The sequence below is a fragment of the Bacillus sp. AFS023182 genome (genome assembly GCF_002560575.1).
In the GTDB taxonomy this organism is placed as follows: domain Bacteria; phylum Bacillota; class Bacilli; order Bacillales; family Bacillaceae_G; genus Bacillus_A; species Bacillus_A arachidis.
In genome coordinates this window covers 24,167-45,609 of the sequence record NZ_NTRO01000075.1, presented here as the reverse complement: position 1 = coordinate 45,609, position 21,443 = coordinate 24,167, and the positions used below count along the sequence as shown (strand labels likewise).

General features: G+C 35.8%; 22 protein-coding genes. 6 read left to right on the top strand and 16 right to left on the bottom strand.

Annotated elements, in window-relative coordinates; all coding sequences use genetic code 11:
• Positions 1-47: 47 nt before the first annotated feature.
• The 3 genes from CN288_RS24575 to CN288_RS24565 all read right to left on the bottom strand — a co-directional run bounded on the left by CN288_RS24575 (position 48) and on the right by CN288_RS24565 (position 1,775).
• Positions 48-668, bottom strand: a complete 621-nt coding sequence (locus CN288_RS24575; protein ID WP_098303312.1) for a class D sortase — start codon at positions 666-668, stop codon at positions 48-50.
• 94 nt (positions 669-762) lie between these two features.
• On the bottom strand, positions 763-1,212 hold the full coding sequence (locus CN288_RS24570; RefSeq protein WP_098303311.1) for an LPXTG cell wall anchor domain-containing protein: 450 nt from the start codon (positions 1,210-1,212) through the stop codon (positions 763-765).
• A 230-nt stretch (positions 1,213-1,442) separates the two neighbouring features.
• Positions 1,443-1,775: a hypothetical protein gene (locus CN288_RS24565; RefSeq protein ID WP_098303310.1), complete on the bottom strand. Its 333-nt coding sequence runs from the start codon at positions 1,773-1,775 to the stop codon at positions 1,443-1,445.
• A gap of 247 nt (positions 1,776-2,022) precedes the next feature.
• Between CN288_RS24565 and hpt the strand changes: the two genes are divergently transcribed.
• Positions 2,023-2,553 (top strand): hypoxanthine phosphoribosyltransferase, encoded by a 531-nt coding sequence (gene hpt, locus CN288_RS24560; protein ID WP_026593856.1) that lies wholly within the window; start codon positions 2,023-2,025, stop codon positions 2,551-2,553.
• A 202-nt stretch (positions 2,554-2,755) separates the two neighbouring features.
• On the opposite strand, the gene CN288_RS24555 is transcribed toward hpt, so the two are convergent.
• The 8 genes from CN288_RS24555 to CN288_RS24520 form a co-directional block, all read right to left on the bottom strand.
• Positions 2,756-3,355: a DedA family protein gene (locus CN288_RS24555; RefSeq protein WP_098303309.1), complete on the bottom strand. Its 600-nt coding sequence runs from the start codon at positions 3,353-3,355 to the stop codon at positions 2,756-2,758.
• Positions 3,355-3,921, bottom strand: coding sequence for a class I SAM-dependent methyltransferase (locus CN288_RS24550; protein ID WP_090688176.1), 567 nt, complete (start codon positions 3,919-3,921; stop codon positions 3,355-3,357). Before CN288_RS24550 ends, CN288_RS24555 begins: the two co-directional genes overlap by 1 nt.
• A 161-nt stretch (positions 3,922-4,082) precedes the next feature.
• Complete coding sequence (locus tag CN288_RS24545) at positions 4,083-6,032, bottom strand: ABC transporter permease (protein WP_098303308.1); 1,950 nt, start codon at positions 6,030-6,032, stop codon at positions 4,083-4,085.
• Positions 6,019-6,789 carry an ABC transporter ATP-binding protein gene (locus CN288_RS24540; protein ID WP_026593860.1) on the bottom strand — a complete coding sequence of 257 codons (771 nt, stop codon included), beginning with the start codon at positions 6,787-6,789 and terminating at the stop codon, positions 6,019-6,021. Before CN288_RS24540 ends, CN288_RS24545 begins: the two co-directional genes overlap by 14 nt.
• 266 nt (positions 6,790-7,055) lie before the next feature.
• The gene (locus CN288_RS24535) at positions 7,056-8,630 is read right to left on the bottom strand and encodes a putative ABC transporter permease subunit (protein ID WP_098303307.1); all 1,575 of its coding nucleotides are present in this window, start codon (positions 8,628-8,630) and stop codon (positions 7,056-7,058) included.
• Entirely contained in the window at positions 8,620-9,336 is a 717-nt protein-coding gene (locus CN288_RS24530) for an ABC transporter ATP-binding protein (RefSeq protein ID WP_026593862.1), read from the bottom strand. The genes CN288_RS24535 and CN288_RS24530 overlap by 11 nt, the downstream gene beginning before the upstream one ends.
• 122 nt (positions 9,337-9,458) lie before the next feature.
• Entirely contained in the window at positions 9,459-10,091 is a 633-nt protein-coding gene (locus CN288_RS24525; RefSeq protein WP_098303306.1) for an SdpI family protein, read from the bottom strand.
• Positions 10,088-10,360 (bottom strand): autorepressor SdpR family transcription factor, encoded by a 273-nt coding sequence (locus CN288_RS24520; RefSeq protein WP_016116817.1) that lies wholly within the window; start codon positions 10,358-10,360, stop codon positions 10,088-10,090. The genes CN288_RS24525 and CN288_RS24520 overlap by 4 nt, the downstream gene beginning before the upstream one ends.
• 206 nt (positions 10,361-10,566) lie before the next feature.
• On the opposite strand from CN288_RS24520, the gene CN288_RS24515 reads away from it, so the two are divergent.
• From CN288_RS24515 to CN288_RS24495, 5 genes are all read left to right on the top strand, one after another.
• Positions 10,567-11,262, top strand: coding sequence for a response regulator transcription factor (locus CN288_RS24515; protein WP_026593864.1), 696 nt, complete (start codon positions 10,567-10,569; stop codon positions 11,260-11,262).
• 2 nt (positions 11,263-11,264) lie between these two features.
• Positions 11,265-12,287, top strand: a complete 1,023-nt coding sequence (locus tag CN288_RS24510; RefSeq protein WP_090688185.1) for a sensor histidine kinase — start codon at positions 11,265-11,267, stop codon at positions 12,285-12,287.
• Between the two features lie 94 nt (positions 12,288-12,381).
• Positions 12,382-14,352 carry an ABC transporter permease gene (locus CN288_RS24505; RefSeq protein ID WP_098303305.1) on the top strand — a complete coding sequence of 657 codons (1,971 nt, stop codon included), beginning with the start codon at positions 12,382-12,384 and terminating at the stop codon, positions 14,350-14,352.
• Between the two features lie 20 nt (positions 14,353-14,372).
• Entirely contained in the window at positions 14,373-15,125 is a 753-nt protein-coding gene (locus CN288_RS24500; protein ID WP_026593867.1) for an ABC transporter ATP-binding protein, read from the top strand.
• The gene (locus CN288_RS24495; RefSeq protein ID WP_090688190.1) at positions 15,122-17,095 is read left to right on the top strand and encodes an FtsX-like permease family protein; all 1,974 of its coding nucleotides are present in this window, start codon (positions 15,122-15,124) and stop codon (positions 17,093-17,095) included. Before CN288_RS24500 ends, CN288_RS24495 begins: the two co-directional genes overlap by 4 nt.
• 48 nt (positions 17,096-17,143) lie before the next feature.
• Here the strand turns inward: CN288_RS24495 and CN288_RS24490 are convergent, their stop codons facing one another.
• The 5 genes from CN288_RS24490 to menB form a co-directional block, all read right to left on the bottom strand.
• Complete coding sequence (locus CN288_RS24490) at positions 17,144-17,344, bottom strand: YjcZ family sporulation protein (protein WP_026593869.1); 201 nt, start codon at positions 17,342-17,344, stop codon at positions 17,144-17,146.
• 283 nt (positions 17,345-17,627) lie between these two features.
• Positions 17,628-17,873, bottom strand: a complete 246-nt coding sequence (locus tag CN288_RS24485; protein ID WP_255260054.1) for a hypothetical protein — start codon at positions 17,871-17,873, stop codon at positions 17,628-17,630.
• Positions 17,874-17,877: 4 nt separating this feature from the next.
• A complete protein-coding gene (gene menC / locus CN288_RS24480) occupies positions 17,878-18,984 on the bottom strand; it encodes an o-succinylbenzoate synthase (RefSeq protein ID WP_098303304.1) in 1,107 nt (368 codons plus the stop codon).
• Positions 18,985-20,430, bottom strand: coding sequence for an o-succinylbenzoate--CoA ligase (locus CN288_RS24475; RefSeq protein WP_098303303.1), 1,446 nt, complete (start codon positions 20,428-20,430; stop codon positions 18,985-18,987).
• Positions 20,431-20,624: 194 nt separating this feature from the next.
• Positions 20,625-21,443 (bottom strand): 1,4-dihydroxy-2-naphthoyl-CoA synthase, encoded by an 819-nt coding sequence (menB, locus tag CN288_RS24465; RefSeq protein WP_026593873.1) that lies wholly within the window; start codon positions 21,441-21,443, stop codon positions 20,625-20,627.

The window sequence follows — 21,443 nt, the reverse complement described above, 5'->3', positions numbered from 1 at the left end:
TCTCCCTCTCTCGTTACTAAATACCAAAAGATAAGAATACTGTAATCTCATCTTGAATCAGTAGCAATCAACTTTGCCTCAATAATATATCGATCCGGTGCATCTCCTATATAATTGAATGGATAGCAGGTCGTTAGCGTTAATGTTGGCTCTTCTTTCTTCACAATGACTGTGCGATCATCCGCATGTGTAATCCATGTTTTTTGAATCTCATAACTATAAATTTTATTATCATATCCTATAATAAGTTTATCTTTTTCTTTCAGCTCTGCTAACTCTGTAAAAACAGTATCACGATGTCCGCTCAACACTGTATGGCCTCGTTCAGAAGGGACTGTTGTAATATCACTAACAAACATACCTACTCCTTTTTTCAAAATGGTATCATTAGATCCCCAATATACAGAGAACTTCTTCTTTATTTTCGGGATATTTAATAGAGCTACTTTCTCACCTTCTTTATATGACATCTGAGAAGAAGACACTTGAGAATTTACAGGTACTTCAGTAGAATGCTCTTTTGATTGTATTTTTTCAAAATCCTTTATCTCTTCTGTCGTTAAATCTTGCGCAGAACTTTTCCCCTTATACCATTCAAAAGAATAATAACCTCCAATAAGAATACCAATTATTATAAGGGCGAATCCAATACGATTAAGAAGTGTCACTTTTAATCCCTCCATGCAAAAAATGGTAGGGATATCCTACCATTTTTAATATATGAAATTACCCCATGTTTTATAGACCAATGAACATTTCGTTTTACGATTTAACCTTACGACGATTCAATCCAAACAATGTCCCTAACGCCATAAGGCATGCACTTAATGCTATCATTGCTACACTATTTGATGCTGTATTTGGTAATTTTTCACCTTTTACTGCCTGCTTTTCTATTTCTTTTTTCCCAATTCCATCCTTTTGCTGTGCTTGAATTGCTGCTTCTTTTCTTGCCATATCTTGCTTTTCTTGTGTCTGTACTGCTTCTTCCTTCTTGGCTATCTCATTTTTTTGCTGTACTTGCGCTACTGCCTCTTTCTTTGCTACCTCATTTTTATGTTGTTCCTGAATCGCTGCTTCTTTTTTCGCCATATCTTGCTGTACTTGCGTTACTTCTTCTTTTGTCATTGTGCCAGTAGACGCACTAGCCACTGACGAATACCCTACTGATAAAAGTGCCATCGCACAGATTGGTAAAAATTTCTTTTTCATTTTATTTCTCTCCTTGTATGCTTTTTCACATCGCATCAGATGTATTTATAGGATATATCCGTTATGTAAATATGAGATGCAGATAAAATGGATTTCTGTTAAAGATTGAATCAATATCAGAAATACAATCCCCCGCATATCTGAACGTTTAAAGTGCATCCAAAAAGAACAAAAAAAGCATTGTAGATTCCCTCTACAATGCTTTTTTATGTGTCTCATTATTTCAGTGCCTAATTGTTACTTTCACGTGAATGTAAAGTAAAAGGGTCTGAAGTGATAACTAATTGTCTCGGCTCAGTTTTCTTTAAGTGATTAGTGACGTTACACTTACGACGTTGAACACCCCATGCCTTTATAGGGTTTGTGAAAATGACTCTTCGCTCTTCATTAGGGGTCTCTTCTTCAAACTTACAACTTTCGCTCCGTTTACACCATTCCATTGTAAATATGGAAGAAGAATGATCTTTTTCTCGATCAAACAAATACGAAAAACTCATATCTCCAGCTAATACAACTGTGTTACTAGCTGATAACAAAGCAAAGGTTGTCCAACGTTTCTTCATTCCCTTCTACTCCTTCTTCACATAGAGTGCCTATAGCTTACTTTACCTAAAATGTGCTTGCCTTTTACCTTACATTCATAAGTTTATCCAAAAGACAACTATGTAACTATCGATTTTCCTTACAAATCACCTTACATTTTTGTAAGAAATAAACCTTTATCAAATATGTACTTCTCATTTTTGACTTTTTCCTCTCAATCCTTTACAGTCGAAATGTTCACCAGTTTTACAATCTAGGAGGATTATTATGAACATTGAAATAAAAGACACTTTAATTTCTACAGAATCGTTACAAGCAAAAGTAAAAGAACTAGCACTACAAATTGAACGCGACTTTGAAGGCGAAGAAATCGTTGTAATCGCTGTATTAAAAGGTTCTTTCGTATTTGCTGCTGATTTAATTCGTCACATTAAAAATGAAGTAACTATCGATTTTATTTCTGCATCTAGTTACGGAAACCAAACGGAAACAACAGGAAAAGTTAAGTTATTAAAAGATATCGATGTCAACATTACAGGCAAAAATGTAATTGTTGTAGAAGACATCATTGATTCAGGCTTAACACTTCACTTCTTAAAAGATCACTTCCTTATGCATAAGCCAAAAGCATTGAAATTCTGTACATTACTTGATAAACCAGAACGTCGTAAAGTTGACTTAAAAGCAGAATACGTTGGCTTCCAAATCCCAGACGAGTTTATCGTCGGCTATGGTATTGACTGTGCTGAAAAATATCGTAATTTACCATATATCGCATCGGTTGTTACAGAAAAATAAAACCAAATATAACTTCCATCGATTTCTGATGGAAGTTTATTTATATCGGTTACTAAAGGTTGTTACCTAAAACATTAACAACCTTTTATTTTTTTATAAAACATTTCTAAGAAATATTTACACTGTACGTAAAAAGCCCCATGCATCTAGGGGAAACTTTAAAGCCATTGCCATGTACGAAGACAACTTCATTTTAGATTATTTATGTATTTACTATTCGCTTCTTCTTTTGTAGGTACAAATAAAAAATACTACCTATGACGACAACTACTCCCCCTAAATAAATACCATACTTCGTTGCCAGTTCTACAATCATTTTGATATGTTTTCCAAACAAAGATCCAAGTACGAAATAAAGCAATGTCCAAACAAATCCTGTCGTATAGGAATACAAAGCATACGTTTGAAATCTCATGTTACTCATCCCAACTAAATAGGGTACGATATGTCTAACGACAGGTATAAAGTAGCTTGTTACTAATGCATACTGTCCGTATTTACCAATCATTTCTTGTGATTTCAGCAAGTACTTCGCTTTTTTCTTTTCCAACAATTTATCAAGTACTTTAGCACCAAATATCCTTCCAAGTATATACCCTAAAGAGAGGCCTGACACAACGCCCAAATAGGTTAACAAAAAGGCCGGAATTATATTTAGTATGTCCAGCGACGATACAAAGCCACCACTCATCACAATCATTTCATCTGGAACTGGCATACCTACAATCCCAAGCCATAAACAAAAAAATAAAGCCCCGTAACCATACGTCTCAATATAAGATAACAATTCATGTAATTCCATTACGTGCATGCCTTTCTACAACTAAAAACATGCGCTGGAGGAAGGTTCAACCAAACTTTTTTTAGTGAAATTTCCTGAAAAAAGTTTTGGATAAATGCTTTCTTTGCAAGCGAATATTGAAATGTAATGAACTCGCCGTCCTCACTTAATGATTCTATTACGCTGGATAAAATACGAGAAGATACTTCCGTTGGTAAAGATGTAAAGGGTAATCCTGATAATACGTAATCAACCTTCTCTATTTGAAACTCCTTTATATACTTCTTTAGATTCTCCGCTGATCCATGTATGACTAAAACGTTTGGATCATCCTTAAACTGCTCCTGTAACTTTTTGAAAAAAACTTCATTAATTTCAATTAAGATAAATATCGTGTGTTCTTTTTTTCTTTTTATAATCTCTCGTGTAAATGCTCCTGTTCCAGGCCCCAATTCTAGAATATACTTTGCTTCTTCAAAATTAATTGCGCCTACCATCTTTTTGGTTAATCTATTCGAACTAGGTGCAATTGCCCCAGTATTCTTTGGATGCTTCACAAATTCGGTTAAGAATGTAATAAATTGCATTTCTAACCTCTCCCTTTCATTCGGTATCATCTAATATAGCTCCAAGTATAACTATCATTTTTTAAAAAATAGCATGGAAATTTCTTAAGATTTTATGAAGAAATGAACAGGATAGAAAATATAAAAGCAGCTACCGCCTATAGCGATAGCTGCTTTCTTCATTACTTCGCACTCACAATCTTGTAATAAGAACGAACTGTTAAGAAGTAATATCCAATATAAATAACACTATATACACCGATACTCATTAATAATGGGATCAATATTTCAAATGGTAACAAGTTTGATAAGCCTTTTAGCGCAAATAAGCTGTGTAAAATCCCAATTATTAATGGAATTGCAAATATAAAACCTACTTGTTTTGCAATCGCCTTTTTCATTTCTCGCTTTGTAACTCCAACTTTACGAAGTACAACATAACGATCGCGATCTGCACTTGCTTCTGTTAACTGCTTGAAATAAATAATAGAACCTGTTGCAAGCAAGAACACTAAACCTAAGAATAGTCCAATAAACATCATTAACCCTGTCGCTTCAAGTCCTGCTTGGAAACCAGTATAGAAGTCTCTGAATGGTGTTTCAATTTCAGATTTTCCAGCCGGCATGACTTTCGCTAATTTTTCTGTTAGAACTTTACTGTTTCTTTCATCTTTAACATCAATATTTTTCACAACGCGTGTTCCAACTACTTTTTTAGCTTGTTCATATACTTGATCTGGAACAATTACAAATAATTCACCTAAGTTTGTGACATTATTACTTCCTGTACCTTTAATTGCTAGAGTCTTTGTTTCTTTTCCAATTGGAAATACGGCTTTATGTCCTTTATAGTCAGCGTTAAACTCATATTCCTCAATATATGAACCATCATATACAAAGGCCTCATCAGCCCCTATATCCACTGTATCTATATTCATCTTTTTCGCAAGGGTATTAAAAGATGATTTCGAGATAAGTTGGTATTGCTCAGTAATTCGATAATGAGTATTTCCAAGCATATCTGCTTGTTTTCCTTCAAACTTTCCTTTCACAGGAACCATCTCAACTTCAAATTGATTTGTAACTGGATGGTTTTTCTTTTCCTCATTAAAAATAGATTCTATTTTATTATCTAATGCTGCATCTTTTTTCTCATACGAATAACTATACGGTGCAAATTCCTTCGCCTGCTTAAATGTGTTGTAATACATCGTAACCGACGTACCGACCGCTGTTAATGTTACCGCACTTAATATCGCAATTGTTGCGAGGGATTTTGCATTTCCTTTAATACGGTACAGTAGTTGGGACGTCGTTACCATGTTCATACCGTTATAGAAAGATGATTTCTTGTTTCTTGCTCGTTTTAATACAAATACTGTAAAGAACATAAATAGTAAGTACGTACCAAGTACTGTTGCAAGTAAAATATAAAGCGCGACTGTCATAAAGTCTGCATATTTAATTGCTTTAATATACATCAGTGATAAGAAATAACCTGAACCGATTAAACAAACTGAAAGTAATGCCATAATCACGGATCCTTTTGGCATCTCTTCCCCTTCACGCTCCGCACGGAAAAGTTCAATTAATTTAAAGCGATAGATTAAACGATACCCTTGCAGTGATGTATAAAGAATGATCACAAAAAAGATAATTGCCGTATCAATAATTGCAGCCATTGGTAATTCAAAATGTACATTTAAATTTAATCCCATCATGCTTACTAATAATTCAAGGAATAACTTTGAAAGTACACTACCAATCGCGATTCCGACTACTAATGACATCAAGCCCATCAGCATATTTTCATAAAATAACATTTTACCAATTTGTCTTTTTCGAATTCCTAGTAGAGAATATAAACCAACTTCTTTTTTACGCTTACGTGTAAAGAATCCATTAGAGTATATAATAAATACCGCTACGAAAATAATCAGCATCACACTTGATACTTGGAATGCTCCACTAATTTTCTTAGAACCTTCCGCTGCTTTTTCCATTTGTGAGTTATACTCAAGCGCCTTAAATGTAAAATAAATGACGATGCTAAAGATCATAGATGCAAAATATAAAAAGTAATCCTTAAAATTCCGCTGTATGTTGCGGAGGGCAATACTAGATAATGTCATCTGTCATCCCCCCAGAAATTGCGGACATTACGTCGACTACTTGTTGGAAAAATTGTTTACGTGTTAAGTCCCCGCGATGCAATTCTTTATATAGCTCACCATCTTTAATGAAGATAACACGTTTACAATAACTCGCGGCAAATGCATCATGCGTTACCATTAAAATTGTTGAATTATCATATTCATTTAATGCCTTCATACTTTCTAATAAATCTGTTGCTGATTTGGAATCAAGTGCCCCTGTTGGCTCATCCCCAAAAATCATACTTGGATTTGTAACGATTGCTCGTGATGCCGCGCAGCGCTGCTTTTGTCCACCAGATACTTGGTACGGGAATTGACTTAAAATATGATCAATACCAAATTTCTTCGCAATCTCCAGAACGCGACGATCAATTTCGCTTGCTTTCACTTTTGATAACGCAAGTGGCAATGCAATGTTTTCTTTCACCGTTAACGTATCTAACAAGTTATAATCTTGGAAAATGAAACCTAAATGATCGCGGCGGAACAATGCTAATTTATCATCATTCATTTTCACAATGTCTTTCCCATCAATTAAGATTTCACCGCTCGTTGCATTATCGATTGTAGAAAGAACATTCAAAAGAGTCGTTTTACCAGATCCAGAAGGTCCCATAATTCCAACGAATTCCCCTTCTTGTACTTGTAAGTTAATACCTTTTAGCGCTTCGAATGTATTTCCGCCTGTATCGTATACTTTTTTAATATTTTTCGCTTCTAATACCGTCTTCATCTCTATATCCCTCACTTCTTCTATTCTCTATTTTCACTATATCTTAACTTCCACTCTTGCCACTATCGATGTTTCTTACACAAACATGACAGTTATGTAAGGGCACTTAGCAGAAGAAAACAAAATTTAACCTTGTGAAATAACTACTTTGCTACTATAACACTGGGACAAAGAGCTATCTATTCATTCTCCTTACAGAAACATTACAATTCTGTAAGGTGGAAAAAAGCGCTCATCTTATCGATGGCGCTTTTTAGACTAACGTTTCACTTTATACTTCTTTTAGATTCATTGTTATACAATGTTGCAGTGATAATCGAGATCATTACAACAACTACAAAAGTAAACAACCTATAGTTTGATATCACAGCTGTACCTACTAGCAAAGCAGGTACGACAGCCATAATCATACCTCCAAACATACCAAGAACAGATCCCATACTCTGTTTCACCACTTGTGTTTCTGACACCCAGTCATAATTGACAAATCGATTATTAATAAAAACACCCCATACTGCTGAAAAAAATGAATATGCAATAGGAGTTATTATGATTAACATAGAAGTCCAAATATCCGCCTTTAAACCTATCATCATAAGGATGCCACTAATAATCGAGGTAGGGATGCTGAGTGAAAGATTCATGAGAATCTTACTGTCATAAATCATTTTAGGTGTTAGGGGCAATGATTTGATAATCCATACGTTTTTTCCCTCTAACGACAATGATACGCATGTTGTACATGTCATAGCAATCATTGCTGAGACAGCAAATGGCGCTACTTTTTGTAAAATCGTTTCGATGCCTGGATATCCGGTGAATTGATTTGGTCCTACTATAACCACCGCAAGTGAGAAAATAGCTGCCATGACAACTCCCATACCAATATTAATCACATATACGGTAGAAGAAAAGAAACGCTTCCGTTCTTTTTTGTATAATGCAATCAATACTGTTTCTTTCTTCATACGATCAATCTTGTAATTTGAAAGCATATGGTACGTAGAGATACCTGTGTTGATTTGTTTATATTTAAAGGCTAGTATTTTTACAAAAAGATAATACCAAATAACTGATATACCAACAAAAAGGATAAAAGCTACAATATTAGCATCGACAATTGCTTTTTGAAAAATGTTAGCTAATGGATACACCTTCACTAACCCCTCTGGAACAATTGCTCCAATCCCCTCTAAATCTGCAAAACTATATTTCGTATTTCCTTGTTTGAACATAAAGTAACCAAAAATAATGATTGCCACCAAGCTTAAAATGGTAGTGACTCTATTTGCATATCTAAATTTGGAGGCAATTGCCGTAATACCTGCCCCAAAAACTGCCGCAATTGTTGTCGGAATTAAAGATACTGTAAACAGGGTTATGAACCACATCAAGTAAAAAGAAGCTAATGGCCTCTCGTATATACAATAAACAATGCCCATCGGCAGCATGATTATCATTGAAAACAACGTATTTAATACATACAAATACAAAAATCTACTAGCGATAATCGTATCTACACGAATCGGTAAAGACATGACAAAATCATAATCCTTAAAAGCAAAAATCTCACCATTCGCTTTAAACATCGTGAAAAACAAAACTAATACACTACTAATAACAAATGCGTAAACTGGAATTACTTCACCTATCCCCAGTTTTACCAATCCATATGCCGCGCTTCCACAATATAACATCAACATAACAGCCACGAAAGCAATTGATACCGAAATTAAAATTTTATTTTGCTTCTTTTTCCTATCTTTTTCATACTTAAAAGTATTTAGTCCAAGCTGCGTTATCAGACGGATTTTTAAAAGAGCTAGCGAATTATTCTTCATCGGCAAGCACCTTCATAAAGAGCTCTTCTAATGAATGTTCCCTTGTCAAAGACTTTACTTCCCCCGAGATTGCTAGTTTTCCTTTATTAATCATCGCTATCTTGTTACATAATTTTTCTGCTACATCTAATACATGAGTAGAAAAGAAAATGGCACTGCCTGATTCACAAAGTTCCTTCATAACCCCCTTAAGTACAAGAGCCGCCTTTGGATCAAGACCGACAAAAGGTTCATCTAAAACCAATAATTTCGGATGATGCACAACTGCTGATATAATCGCTACTTTTTGTTTCATGCCGTGTGAATAAGAGGATATTAAATCTCCCAAATATGGCGTAATCTCAAAAGCATCCCCATATTCTTGTATCCGTTCCTCTCTGTCTTTTGCCGATACCCCAAAAACATCAGCGACAAAGTTCAAATATTGAATTCCTGTTAATTGCTCATATAAATCTGGATTATCAGGAATATATGCCATTACTTTTTTACACGCAATAGGATCTTTTTTTACTGATTTTCCATCAACAAAAATCTCTCCCTCTTCGAAGTCTATAACACCTACAAGCGACTTAATCGTTGTACTTTTCCCTGCACCGTTGTGACCGATAAATCCAAAGATATCTCCCGCTTGAACAGTTAAACTCAAATCATCTACTGCTCTTTTACCACCTTTGTATGTTTTGCTAAAATTTATGATTTCTAACATAGGCTCTCCTCCAATCGATTTAAACTGGCGCGCAATAAGACCGAATATTCAGACTTCAAAAACTAAAATGACACGCAATAAGCCTTCATCCTTACCACATATCATTAAGTCGTATCTACTATTTATGGTTGTTCCTTTTTATATAAAATATAAGAATATCCATTCGTTAGCACCACAGCAATTAATATCATTGCAAGCATGATATATGATCTCCACTCAGCTGGTACAACAATACTTACAATCATAAGGAGTCCCAAAGCTACAAATACCTTTCCACTAAAACGATGTGTTTTACGCCATACTTCCTCATTACTGAGTGTCCATGGATTACGCATACCCACAAAGAAGTTAGGTTTACACTGTGGTAAATAATTCCCTATCACTAAAAATAAAATACCAACTAATAATTCTGGGATTCGATTTATAAATAAGTTATATCCTAATCCACTGGTGATAATATCTATATTCCCTACAAAAAGCAAAACAAGTATCCCATTATTCATCACCATAAAGCCTTTAGAGAATTTCTCGTAATTTGTTCTCTTTGGATCAATTTTGGGTAAAACATTTAGAAATATATATAAGCCAATCATAATCCCGACCATAGAAATCATTCCGTATAGTTTAGAAGAATAACCATCTACCTTACCACCATTCCAATGCGTTGCAATTGTATCCGGCAGATATGGCCAAGCAATCGTCCATGCTACACAAGTTATAAGAATTAATATGATTGCAAAAAGATGTTTTCTCATTTCCCTTCTCCCCCTTTATTCGTAAACGTAAATACCCATGTTAATAAATCTTGAAATACCGTTGTATTTAAAGAATACACAACAAATTGCCCTCTTTTTTCATCTTGAATGAGTTCAGCGTTTTTAAGTGCACTTAAATGATGCGAAATGCTTGGCTTTGTCATATTGAAGTGTTCGGCAATTTCACCAGCCGTTAAATCACCTTCTTTTAATAAATCTAAAATCTTTCGCCTTGTTGGGTCTGCTAATGCTTTAAATGCTTGGTTCAATGTCTTTCTTCCTTTCACTAATTAGACATTTAGATATTTATCTAAATGTTAAAATAAAAACTATAAATTGTCAATTATATCCACATCCCTTTTTACTTTTTCCACTTTTGCCCTATACTGTTTACTAACGCTTGTTGCAAGATAATGAAAAGACTAGAAACACATGTTACACTATAGCTACAATTGTTTTTTGAGGAGGAATATATATGTATAAAGTTTTAATCGTTGAAGACGATCCAAATATCTCATCTTTACTTCAGTCTCACATTCAAAAATATGGTTATGAAGCGGTTGTTGCTGATAACTTTGATGATATTATGGATTCTTTTAATAGAGTGAAACCACACCTAGTGCTTCTAGATGTAAACTTACCGAAGTTCGATGGCTTCTACTGGTGCCGTCAAATTCGTCATGAATCAACTTGCCCAATTATTTTCATTTCTGCACGTGCTGGTGAGATGGAACAAATTATGGCAATTGAAAATGGTGCGGATGATTATATTACAAAACCATTCCACTACGATGTTGTCATGGCAAAAATTAAAGGACAATTACGCCGCATTTACGGTGACTATGCACCAAACATTTCAGAACGTATTGTGGAAGTGGAAGGTTTAAAACTATATCCAGAACGTCCAGAGATTCACTTTAAAACGGAACAAGTTTTACTAACAAAAAAAGAAGCAATATTAGCGGAAATGCTACTATCAAAACACCCACGTACAGCAAGCCGCGAAGATTTATTAGCTGCACTTTGGGATGATGAAAGCTTCGTTGAAGAGAATACATTAAACGTAAACATTACACGCCTTCGTAAGAAATTCAATGAACTTGGTATTGAGAATGCAATTGAAACAGTACGCGGATTAGGGTATCGTTTTAACGCAACTTGGAGTGAATAAGAATGAAGTTATTTTTGCGTGATCATTTTGCATTTTTTCTTCTTTATGCATTAAACTTCGGTATCATTTTCATTCTCTATGATGCAATAGATGGATTCCAAAGCAACAAGTTCTACTTTATTGTATTAAGTTTATATTTATTTATTTGCTTCCTTGCTTATCGCTATGTTCGCAACCGCAGAATGTATCATAGGTTAAGTGAGCCACCAGAAAAAATGGAAGATGCGTTTATTGAAAGAGCGACTGCACCGATGCCGCACGGCGTAAATGAACTTGTTCGTACGCAGTATCGCCTCTTCCAAAAAGAGCTACAAACATATGAAGTAAAACAACAAGAACATCAATTGTTTATTAACCACTGGGTGCATCAAATGAAAACACCCGTTTCTGTTATGCAACTTATGGTACTCGAAATGGAAGATGAACACCTCATTCCTAAATTTAAAAAAGAATTAGAAAGATTAAATCAAGGACTTGATATGGCTTTATATATGGCAAGACTTAATAACTTCCACGAAGACTTCCATGTAGAAACGATTTCACTCAAGGATGCCGTAACAAAAAATATTAATGGCTTAAAAGAACTCTTTATTCGCAATGGGGTTTTCCCCGTTTTAGAAGTCCACTCTGACCTTACGGTTGCTTCTGATGCAAAGTGGCTTAAATTCATTATCTATCAGTTAATGACCAATGCAGTTCGCTATTCTGGCGAGCGTGGCAAGAAAGTCTTCTTGTCCGCTTATCGAAACGGAAAAGACATTATTCTAGAAATTCGTGATGAAGGTGTTGGTATCCCACAAGAAGATATTCGAAGAGTATTCGAACCATTCTATACTGGAAAAAATGGTCGTGCATTTGGAGAGTCAACTGGTATGGGACTTTATATTGTAAGTAAAATTTGCTCTTATTTAGGACATTCTGTGAAATTAGATTCTGAGGTTGGTAAAGGAACAAGCATCAAAATCATCTTCCATAACGCTGCGAATACACAAGCCGATGAACCTAGGAAGGTGACAGAGCAATGAACATAACACATTTCAGCAAAATGTATGAGAATTCACTCTCATACATTTTTTGCAACACGACTCAAACTATATCTTCTATTCGGAGGTATACAGCATGACATTTTGGCAGTTTGCATTTAAAAACGTAACCCGAAATTCAAGGGCTTATTTCGCCTATTTCATAAGTAGTGCATTTTCCATTGCCGTTTTCTTTTCATTTGCGGTGTATTTATTTCATCCTCGATTACAAGGGTCTAACTTGGTTGATGGAATTTCAGGATTAATGATATTTTCGGAAGTAGTTATCGTGTTCTTCTCGTTCTTTTTCTTACTTTACTCCATCGGTACATTCTTAAAGGTTCGAAAAAAACAATTTGGTATTTTAACTGTTTTAGGAATATCCAGAAAGCAATTAAAACGACTTATTTTCTTAGAAAATATGTTAATTGGAGTATTATCTATCTTTTTTGGCATTCAATTCGGACTTGTATTTTCTCAGTTTTTCTTATTAGTAACAGCGAAAATTACATATGCCCCAGGACTATATTTATATTGGCCAACAGAAGCCATCATTTTAACAGCTGTAATCTTTCTTGGACTCTTTATCGTCGTATCAGCATTCACTCCTATACTCATTCGAACAAGAAAAGCGGTGCGACTTCTAAAGGAAGGGAAAGTGAAACAAAAAGAACGAAAGCCATCTATACTTATTTCTCTATTCGGTGCTATATGTTTATTCTCCGGTTATGTGCTAGCTGGAAATCCAAAATACTTTGTATCACTTGGTACTGAAATAGGGTCTATATACATTGTTTCTAGTATTTTCGTTATTCCATCATTAGTTGCAATGGGAACCTATTTTTTCTTTTCACAAATTAGCTTCCTGCTCATTCGTATTTTAAAAGCAAGACGGAAGTTTTATATGAAACGAATTAATATGCTTTGGATTTCAGATTTAGCAAACCGCATTCGGACAAATATTAATATGCTGTTTATTGTAGCAATGCTATCTACCCTTGCATTTACAATGATTACATTTATATATGGATTTGGGAAGTTTATAAAACTCGATGTTACCAACAATAGTCCATTTCCATTTACCTATCTTTCATACGACAACAATCCACTTGTCACGCAGCATATGGACTGGTTAGAAAAGCGACTTAGCGAAGAGCAATTTTCATATAAAAAGTTCGAAACGGACTTATATGCAATTTCATTACAAAAGGATGAAACGACTACTTATGAACAAGAGGCATATGTATTAAAGAAAAGTGACTATAATAAGCTTGCAACTGCTTTACATCGTAAGCAACTTTCTGTAAAGACGGATGAAACATATATATTACCTGGGTACGGGTATCAAAACGTATTGGTACCCATGCAAGAAGAGTACATGCAAAAAAGCATCAAACTTTCTCAAAGTGGACATACATTACATGTAAAAGGTTACGAACTTATTAGCGTGATACCAACTGGATGGACATCACAAATATTGATTTTATCTGATGATACAGTAAATGCTTTATCAAATAACATGAGACATATGACGCTTTATAATTTTCAAGTAAAAGACTGGGAAAAGACACATGAAATCGCTGCAGAGTATTTTGAAAAATTAACAAAAGAGCGACACAACATCTCATCTACAGAGCCTTTATATATGATGGAGGAAGCAAGTAATACACTATACGAAATTAAATTAAGTACCGCTTCATTCTTTTTAATTGGCACATTCCTTGGTGTTATTTTCTTCATTGGAGCTGGAAGTGTACTTTACTTCCGAATGTATACGGATTTAACAAACGAGCAAGAAAAATATATTACCGTTACGAAGATTGGTTTAACGGAGTCTGAGATGAAGCGCTCAGCAACCATTCAGCTTGCAATTTTATTCTTTGTTCCATATATTATAGCTTCCATTCATACAATCTTTGCTACAAAAATGTTGCAAGAAATCATAAATCTGTCGTTATTTGCTGAGATTACAGTGGTTCTTACAATCTTTGGAACGATTGAAATTATCTTTTTCTTGTTAATCCGTTCCTTATATATGCAAAAATTATCGCATCATATTAAGCTTTAAAAAATAGAAAGGTGAGTTTTATGGAAGAAGTATTACACATTAAAAATGTCTCAAAAGTGTATGAGGGGAAAGTTCCTCATACTGCTTTAAAAAATATTAATTTGCATGTGGATAAAGGTGAGTTTGTCGCAATTATGGGACCTTCAGGGAGCGGTAAATCTACTTTCTTAAATGTAATTTCAACAATTGATTCTCCTACTGCTGGAGAGGTTTTTATTAATGGAAAACAGCCTCACACATTCCGCAGAGAAAAACTAGCCGTTTTCCGCCGTCAGGAATTAGGCTTTGTTTTTCAAAACTTTAACTTATTAGATACGTTAACAATCGGTGAGAATATTGTATTACCATTAACCTTAGATAACGTTCCTCTTAAAGAAATGGATGAAAAACTTGATAACATCTCAAAAAAACTTGGAATTGATCATATTTTAAATAAGCGGATTTTTGAAGTTTCTGGTGGACAAGCGCAGCGCACCGCAGTAGCTCGTGCTGTTATTCATCATCCATCGCTCTTGCTTGCTGATGAGCCAACAGGAAATCTAGACTCTAAAGCAGCAATTGATGTAATGGAGTTATTTACAAAATTGAATAAAGAAGAGCAAGCTACCATTTTAATGGTGACACATGATCCATTTGCAGCTAGTTACTGCAATCGCGTGATTTTTATTAAAGATGGGGAACTTTACAATGAGTTACACCGCGGTCTATATCGTGAAAAGTTTTATCAAGAAATCTTAGATGTACTGGCATTACTCGGAGGAAGACGCGGATGACATTTTGGCAGTTTGCATTTAAAAATGTCTCTCGTAATTCAAAAGCATACTTTGCCTATTTTGTAAGCAGTGTATTTTCAATTACGGTTTTCTTTTCATTTACTGTGTATTCGTATCACCCGCATTTACAAGGCTTACAAGAGCGAGGACCACTGATGAATTTAATTGGGATGGCCCAATTTGTCATCATTATGTTTTCGTTCTTTTTTCTCCTTTATTCTGTCGGATCATTTTTAAAAGTACGTAAAAAACAATTCGGTATTTTGACCATTCTTGGCATTTCAAAGAAACAATTAAAACGACTTGTGTTTATGGAAAATATGATGATTGGAATATTAGCAATTTTTGTTGGCATTCAAATTGGCCTTGTGTTTTCTAACTTTTTTCTACTAGTGACTTCTAAATTAACGGGTGTAAAAGGACTTTATTTATATTGGCCAACAAAAGCGATTATCATAACAACCATAACATTTATCATTTTATTTTTGATTGTTTCTACTTTCACACCTATATTAATTCGCACGCGCAAAACAATGCGTTTAATAAAAGATGAAGGTCTACAAAAAAAAGAGAGACGCCCATCTATTCTCATTTCACTTTTTGGAGTGGCTTGTTTAGTAGGATGCTATTATATTGCTGGTGTTCCGGAAAGTTATGTATCAGAGAAAACGATTCGAAGCGGCTTTGCTATTGTTCCACCATTATCAATCATTCCACTTGTAACAATTGGAACCTATTTACTGTTTTCACAAACACTGTTTCTTTTCATTTGGTTATTAAAAAAGAGACGTCGTTTTTATATGAAAAAAATTAACATGCTTTGGATCTCGGATTTAGCAACACGTACACGTGGTAATATTACTATGCTGTTTATCGTTACTATGCTATCTGCGCTTACATTCACGATTATCACGTCACTTTTTGCAATGAATAATTACACAAAAGCGGCAATTTTAGCAGATTATCCGTTTCCTTTCACCTATATATCTGATGAGAAAAATCCTTTTGAAAAAAAGCATACGGATATAATCGAAAGAGAGTTAACAAATTACGAATTTCAGTATAAAAAAAACAAATTCACCGTGTTAAAAGATCAAGCTTTTAATATCGATATTGCCATTATGAAAGAAAGTGATTATAACCAGCTTTCAACACTATTAAACAGACCGACGATTCAGCTGGATAAATCCGAAACCTATATTGTTTCGGATTACTCAAAAGCTGTCAGAAGCTTAACCATGCATCCTTTTGAAAAGCGAGAAAATATTACGATCGCATCTAACAAAAAAACATTTCATATAAATGGCTTTTCTGAACAAGCAATTGGGCCAAAGTTTGCTCTTCCTTATATTCTGGTTATGCAAGATTATGTAGTGGAAATGATGATTCCTCATATCGAAACGATGACAATTTATAATTATATAGTGGAAAACTGGGAACAGGCCATTTTACCAACAACAAATATTTTAAAAGTAACGAACGAGGATAGAGACAATATTTCTAAATCTAAAGAACAAAATAATAACACACAAACGCCCATCCCATTCTCTATTTTTACGGCTAGTGACGAACTGTCTTATAGTAAACAAAATAATGTTTCCGGTTTCTTTATCGGTGCATTTCTCGGCGTCATCTTCTTTATGGGTGCAGCTAGCGTTTTATACTTCCGAATGTATAACGATTTAACAAGGGAAGAACAGAAATATATTACCATTACAAAAATTGGGTTAACAGAAACGGAAATGTTCCATTCTGCAACCATTCAATTGGCAATCCTATTTTTTGTACCTTATATCGTTGCTACTGTGCATACGATATTCGCTATTCAATTTTTACAATTTATACACTCATTTTCATTATTAAAAGAATTACTATTCGTATTAACTCTATTTGGCACCATCGAGATTATTTTCTTTTTCCTAATCCGTTCCTTTTACATTAATAAATTATCACAACGTCTTAAAATTTGAATAAAATAGCCTTGTGCGCATGCACAAGGCTATTTTCAATAGTTTTTGTTAGCAGTAACCGCCGCCGTAACCACCAAAGCCACCATAACCGCCATAGCCACCGTAACCGCATCCACCACCGAAGCAGCTAGCACCGATGATGATCAATAAAATAAACAGTACAATTAGAAGCGCAAAGCCGCCTCCGCAGCCGTGTCTTATATGCTGATGGTGGTGATGGTCATGATTGTGATCGCACTTTTCACTCATTACTCTATTCCTCCTTTAGTATCATTCGTAACAACAAGGGGATCCTATCATGTTCTAAATGAGCGGATTCCATTTATATTATGTTTACATGGGAAATCAGGAGCTTGTTTTTCCCAAAAACAGGCTTGTTTTACGAAAAGATGCAATTGAACCATGAATTTATAGATAACCGTGAATGAGTACGAACTGCTCATTTATCACAAAAAGGCCTACGATAATCGAATCATCGTAGGCCCTTATATACGCTGTACAAATAGCTTTCCTTCTTGAAGGATACGCTTTTTTAATTGTGGATTGGGGAGCGTACCACATCAAATTTCTCGCTTCCCTCTAGCTCTTCTGTCAACTCAAAGCATAGCCACTGAAATTGTTTATACGAGGCATTCTTCGTTTCAATTGCAATATGATAACTATACTGATTGAACACTTCTTTCCTTACTTGAGACCCAAAAATATATGCAACTTTTACAATTGGCACCTCTAATAAATATACCTGTATGGCTTGCAATATATCTTCTTGCTGCCTCATGCATTCACCTCTCACATACAATCCGTTTTTTCGTAATCTCTTCTAATCTTTCCCGGTTTACTTCATATCCAAACCCAGGTTCATTCGGAACAAATACTTTTCCGTCTTGCAATATTACTTCTGGTAAAATAATATCTCGCTTCCAATGTCTACTCGAAGCTGAAATATCACCTGGAATTGTAAAGTTCGGAAGTGATGCTAACGCAATATTTTGCGCACGCGAAATCCCCATTTCAACCATACCACCGCACCAAACAGGAATGCCGCGCTCCTGACAATAATCATGAATTTGAATCGACTCAGTTAATCCACCAACTCGTCCCGGTTTAATATTTACGATGCGGCAGCTTCCAAGTGTAATCGCTACTCTTGTATCTTCTAAGCTATGAATACTCTCGTCCAAACAAATAGGTGTCTCAATCTGTTGTTGGAGCTTAGCGTGATCAAGAAAATCATTATCTGCTAAAGGCTGCTCAATCATCATTAACTGGAATTCATCTAATCTTTTTAACTGCTCAGCATCAGCTAACGTATACGCTGAGTTTGCATCGGCCATTAATGGAATCTTGGGGAAGGCTCTTCGTATTTCTTTCAGCAGCTCATAATCAAGTTTTGGTTTAATTTTCACTTTAAAGCGCTCATAACCTTCTTCTGCATACATCTCAATTCTCTTTAACATATTAGGAATCGTATCTATCCCAACTACAACACCGACTCCAATTTTTGGCTGCGTTCCTCCAAGTAAAGTCGCTAATGGCTTGTTTTGACGTCTCGCATATAAATCCCATACAGCGCCTTCTATCCCTGCTTTTGCCATGTGATTTCGTTTTATATGCTGAAAGAGGCCCGGAATTTCATTCGGATGCGTAATTTCCACTTTCAGTAAATCTGGTAATAAAAAATCTTGAAGCATATGAAGCGCCGTTATTACAGTTTCTTCTGTGTACCATGGCTCAGAAAAAGCGACGACTTCTCCAAAACCGATATATCCGTCAGCATCCTCAAGTTCAATGACGATACTTTCGCGCTTTTTATACGTTCCGTAACTTGCAGCAAAAGGCACGACAAGAGGCATTTCTGTTATATAAAGCGTCACCTTTTTAAACTTCATCTATATTTCCTCCAACAAATGCCTTAATTCACGTCTTAACAATTTTTTCGAAGCATTACGTGGTAATTCTGATAAGAAATACACTTCTTTTGGTACTTTATACTTCGCTAATTTTTCTTCACAAAAACGAATGATTTCTTCTTCAGTTACATGATCTGTTTTTACGATAAATGCAGCTGGTACTTGTCCCCACTTAGCATCCATTTTTCCAACAACGCCAGCTTCTACAACTTTCGGATGCGCAAGCAACACCTCTTCAATTTGCGCTGGATAAATATTTTCACCTCCTGAAATAATTAAATCACTACGGCGATCTAGTACATATAAAAATCCTTCTTCGTCCAAATACCCAAGGTCACCAGTACGAAGCCAACCATCCTTTATTGCTTCACGTGTTGCATCTTCCCGTTTAAAATAGCCATGTGTCACATTCGGCCCTTTTACAACAATCTCACCTTCAACATTTGGTGGCATAACCCTACCATCCTTCTCAATTCGAAGCTGACATGGGAAAAGAGGTTTTCCTGCTGAACCGACTTTCGTTAACATATAATCCGCTGATAGTGTACAAATTTGTGAAGAAGTTTCCGTCATTCCATATGTTTGATACACAGGAATCCCTTTTGTTACACATGTTTCTAATAGAGGCTTTGGCGCAGGCCCTCCGCCTAATAGCATACAGCGTAAAGCGTTTGGGTATGTTTCTCCTTCAAGTCTTTCTAATAAGTCCGTCAGCATTTTAGAGACGACCGATATGATTGTTACTCCTCTTGTTTTAATCGCTTCATGAATAAAACCAGGATCATATTTTGGAACGAGCAAAACTCGCATACCGTACATAATATTTTTCATTAGAAGGGATAAACCGCCTACGTGGAACATCGGCATACACGCTAACCAACAATCATCATCACGGAGTCCTAAGTTCAGCGATGATCCAACGGCACTCGCCCAGTGATTACCATATGTTAAGATAACTCCTTTCGGCTTTCCAGTTGTTCCTGACGTATAAATAATTGTCATCGCTTCTTCTAAAGAAAACTCTTCTTGAATCATTGCGGGTTGCTTCGGTCCATTCACCACTTCTTCAAATTTGTAAACCGGTACCTGCTCCGTTTCAAATTCTTGGTCTGTTAGTAAGCAAACAACTTCAGCATCTTCCATTTGCCAAAGTAGCTCTTCTCTTGAAAGACGTGTATTTAGAAGTACGGCTACTGCCCCTATATAAGACAAGGCATGAATTACCGTAATCATCTCCGTACCATTTTTCATCAGAACAGCCACTTTTTGACCTTTTTCTATCTGTAAGTAGGAAAGGTGCTTACAAACAGATAATACTTTTTCATGTAATTCTGCAAAGCTTATTTTCTCTTCCTTTGTCTCAATCGCAGTACGATTTGGCGTTAAAAAAGCACGCTGCATTAACCAATTGGGCATCGTCTTCATTACACATTCTCCTTCCATGAAAGAAAGAGACTTGATGTAGAATCAAGTCTCTTTTTTGCTGCCGCTTTTAATCTATCCGGCTACAGCGGCTAGAATATTCGGTGGCTTCGCTTCTGCGCCCATGAGGCAAACTGTGCCTCTACGTCAGAAGCTCCATCTCCCTCATACTCTAAACGAGCCGCTTCCGCTTTTGATCAAGGAAAACGAGGGAATTGTCCGAAGTCTGGACGACGTTTTTCTTTGAACGCGTCACGGCCCTCTTTTGCTTCGTCAGTTGTGTAGTACAATAACGTTGCGTCTCCCGCTAGTTGCTGGATACCAGCTAATCCGTCTGTATCTGCATTGAATGCAGCTTTTAAGAAGCGAAGTGCCATTGGGCTGTTTGCTAAGATTTCTTGTGCCCATTGTACTGTTTCTGCTTCTAACTCTTCTAATGGTACAACTGTATTTACTAAGCCCATATCAAGTGCTTCTTGTGCACTATATTGACGGCACAGGTACCAAATTTCACGAGCTTTCTTATGACCTACCATACGAGCTAAATAACCAGCACCGTATCCGCCATCAAAGCTACCTACTTTAGGACCAGTTTGTCCAAATACAGCGTTGTCTGCTGCAATTGTTAAGTCACATACGATATGAAGTACGTGCCCACCACCGATTGCATAACCTGCTACCATTGCGATAACTGGTTTCGGGATTGCGCGAATTAAACGTTGTAAGTCTAATACGTTTAAGCGTGGGATTTGGTCCTCACCTACATATCCGCCATGACCGCGAACTTTTTGGTCGCCGCCAGAACAGAATGCACGTCCACCTTCACCAGTTAAAATGATAACGCCAACATTCGCATCATCACGTGCATATGCAAAAGCATCGATTAACTCCATTACCGTTTTAGGGCGGAATGCGTTATGTACTTCAGGGCGGTTAATCGAAATTTTTGCGATACCATTGTATGTGGAATAAATAATATCTTCGTAATTGCCTTCTTTTACCCATTCAATAGCCAT

What these genes read in the sequence shown, in the direction of transcription:
- CN288_RS24570 (WP_098303311.1), bottom strand. Translation starts at nt 1,212, where the DNA reads ATGAAAAAGAAATTTTTACCAATCTGTGCGATGGCACTTTTATCAGTA.
- CN288_RS24565 (WP_098303310.1), bottom strand. Translation starts at nt 1,775, where the DNA reads ATGAAGAAACGTTGGACAACCTTTGCTTTGTTATCAGCTAGTAACACA.
- hpt (WP_026593856.1), top strand. Translation starts at nt 2,023, where the DNA reads ATGAACATTGAAATAAAAGACACTTTAATTTCTACAGAATCGTTACAA.
- CN288_RS24555 (WP_098303309.1), bottom strand. Translation starts at nt 3,355, where the DNA reads ATGGAATTACATGAATTGTTATCTTATATTGAGACGTATGGTTACGGG.
- CN288_RS24550 (WP_090688176.1), bottom strand. Translation starts at nt 3,921, where the DNA reads ATGCAATTTATTACATTCTTAACCGAATTTGTGAAGCATCCAAAGAAT.
- CN288_RS24545 (WP_098303308.1), bottom strand. Translation starts at nt 6,032, where the DNA reads ATGACATTATCTAGTATTGCCCTCCGCAACATACAGCGGAATTTTAAG.
- CN288_RS24540 (WP_026593860.1), bottom strand. Translation starts at nt 6,789, where the DNA reads ATGAAGACGGTATTAGAAGCGAAAAATATTAAAAAAGTATACGATACA.
- CN288_RS24535 (WP_098303307.1), bottom strand. Translation starts at nt 8,630, where the DNA reads ATGAAGAATAATTCGCTAGCTCTTTTAAAAATCCGTCTGATAACGCAG.
- CN288_RS24530 (WP_026593862.1), bottom strand. Translation starts at nt 9,336, where the DNA reads ATGTTAGAAATCATAAATTTTAGCAAAACATACAAAGGTGGTAAAAGA.
- CN288_RS24525 (WP_098303306.1), bottom strand. Translation starts at nt 10,091, where the DNA reads ATGAGAAAACATCTTTTTGCAATCATATTAATTCTTATAACTTGTGTA.
- CN288_RS24515 (WP_026593864.1), top strand. Translation starts at nt 10,567, where the DNA reads ATGTATAAAGTTTTAATCGTTGAAGACGATCCAAATATCTCATCTTTA.
- CN288_RS24510 (WP_090688185.1), top strand. Translation starts at nt 11,265, where the DNA reads ATGAAGTTATTTTTGCGTGATCATTTTGCATTTTTTCTTCTTTATGCA.
- CN288_RS24505 (WP_098303305.1), top strand. Translation starts at nt 12,382, where the DNA reads ATGACATTTTGGCAGTTTGCATTTAAAAACGTAACCCGAAATTCAAGG.
- CN288_RS24500 (WP_026593867.1), top strand. Translation starts at nt 14,373, where the DNA reads ATGGAAGAAGTATTACACATTAAAAATGTCTCAAAAGTGTATGAGGGG.
- CN288_RS24495 (WP_090688190.1), top strand. Translation starts at nt 15,122, where the DNA reads ATGACATTTTGGCAGTTTGCATTTAAAAATGTCTCTCGTAATTCAAAA.
- CN288_RS24490 (WP_026593869.1), bottom strand. Translation starts at nt 17,344, where the DNA reads ATGAGTGAAAAGTGCGATCACAATCATGACCATCACCACCATCAGCAT.
- CN288_RS24485 (WP_255260054.1), bottom strand. Translation starts at nt 17,873, where the DNA reads ATGAGGCAGCAAGAAGATATATTGCAAGCCATACAGGTATATTTATTA.
- menC (WP_098303304.1), bottom strand. Translation starts at nt 18,984, where the DNA reads ATGAAGTTTAAAAAGGTGACGCTTTATATAACAGAAATGCCTCTTGTC.
- CN288_RS24475 (WP_098303303.1), bottom strand. Translation starts at nt 20,430, where the DNA reads ATGAAGACGATGCCCAATTGGTTAATGCAGCGTGCTTTTTTAACGCCA.
- menB (WP_026593873.1), bottom strand. Translation starts at nt 21,443, where the DNA reads ATGGCTATTGAATGGGTAAAAGAAGGCAATTACGAAGATATTATTTAT.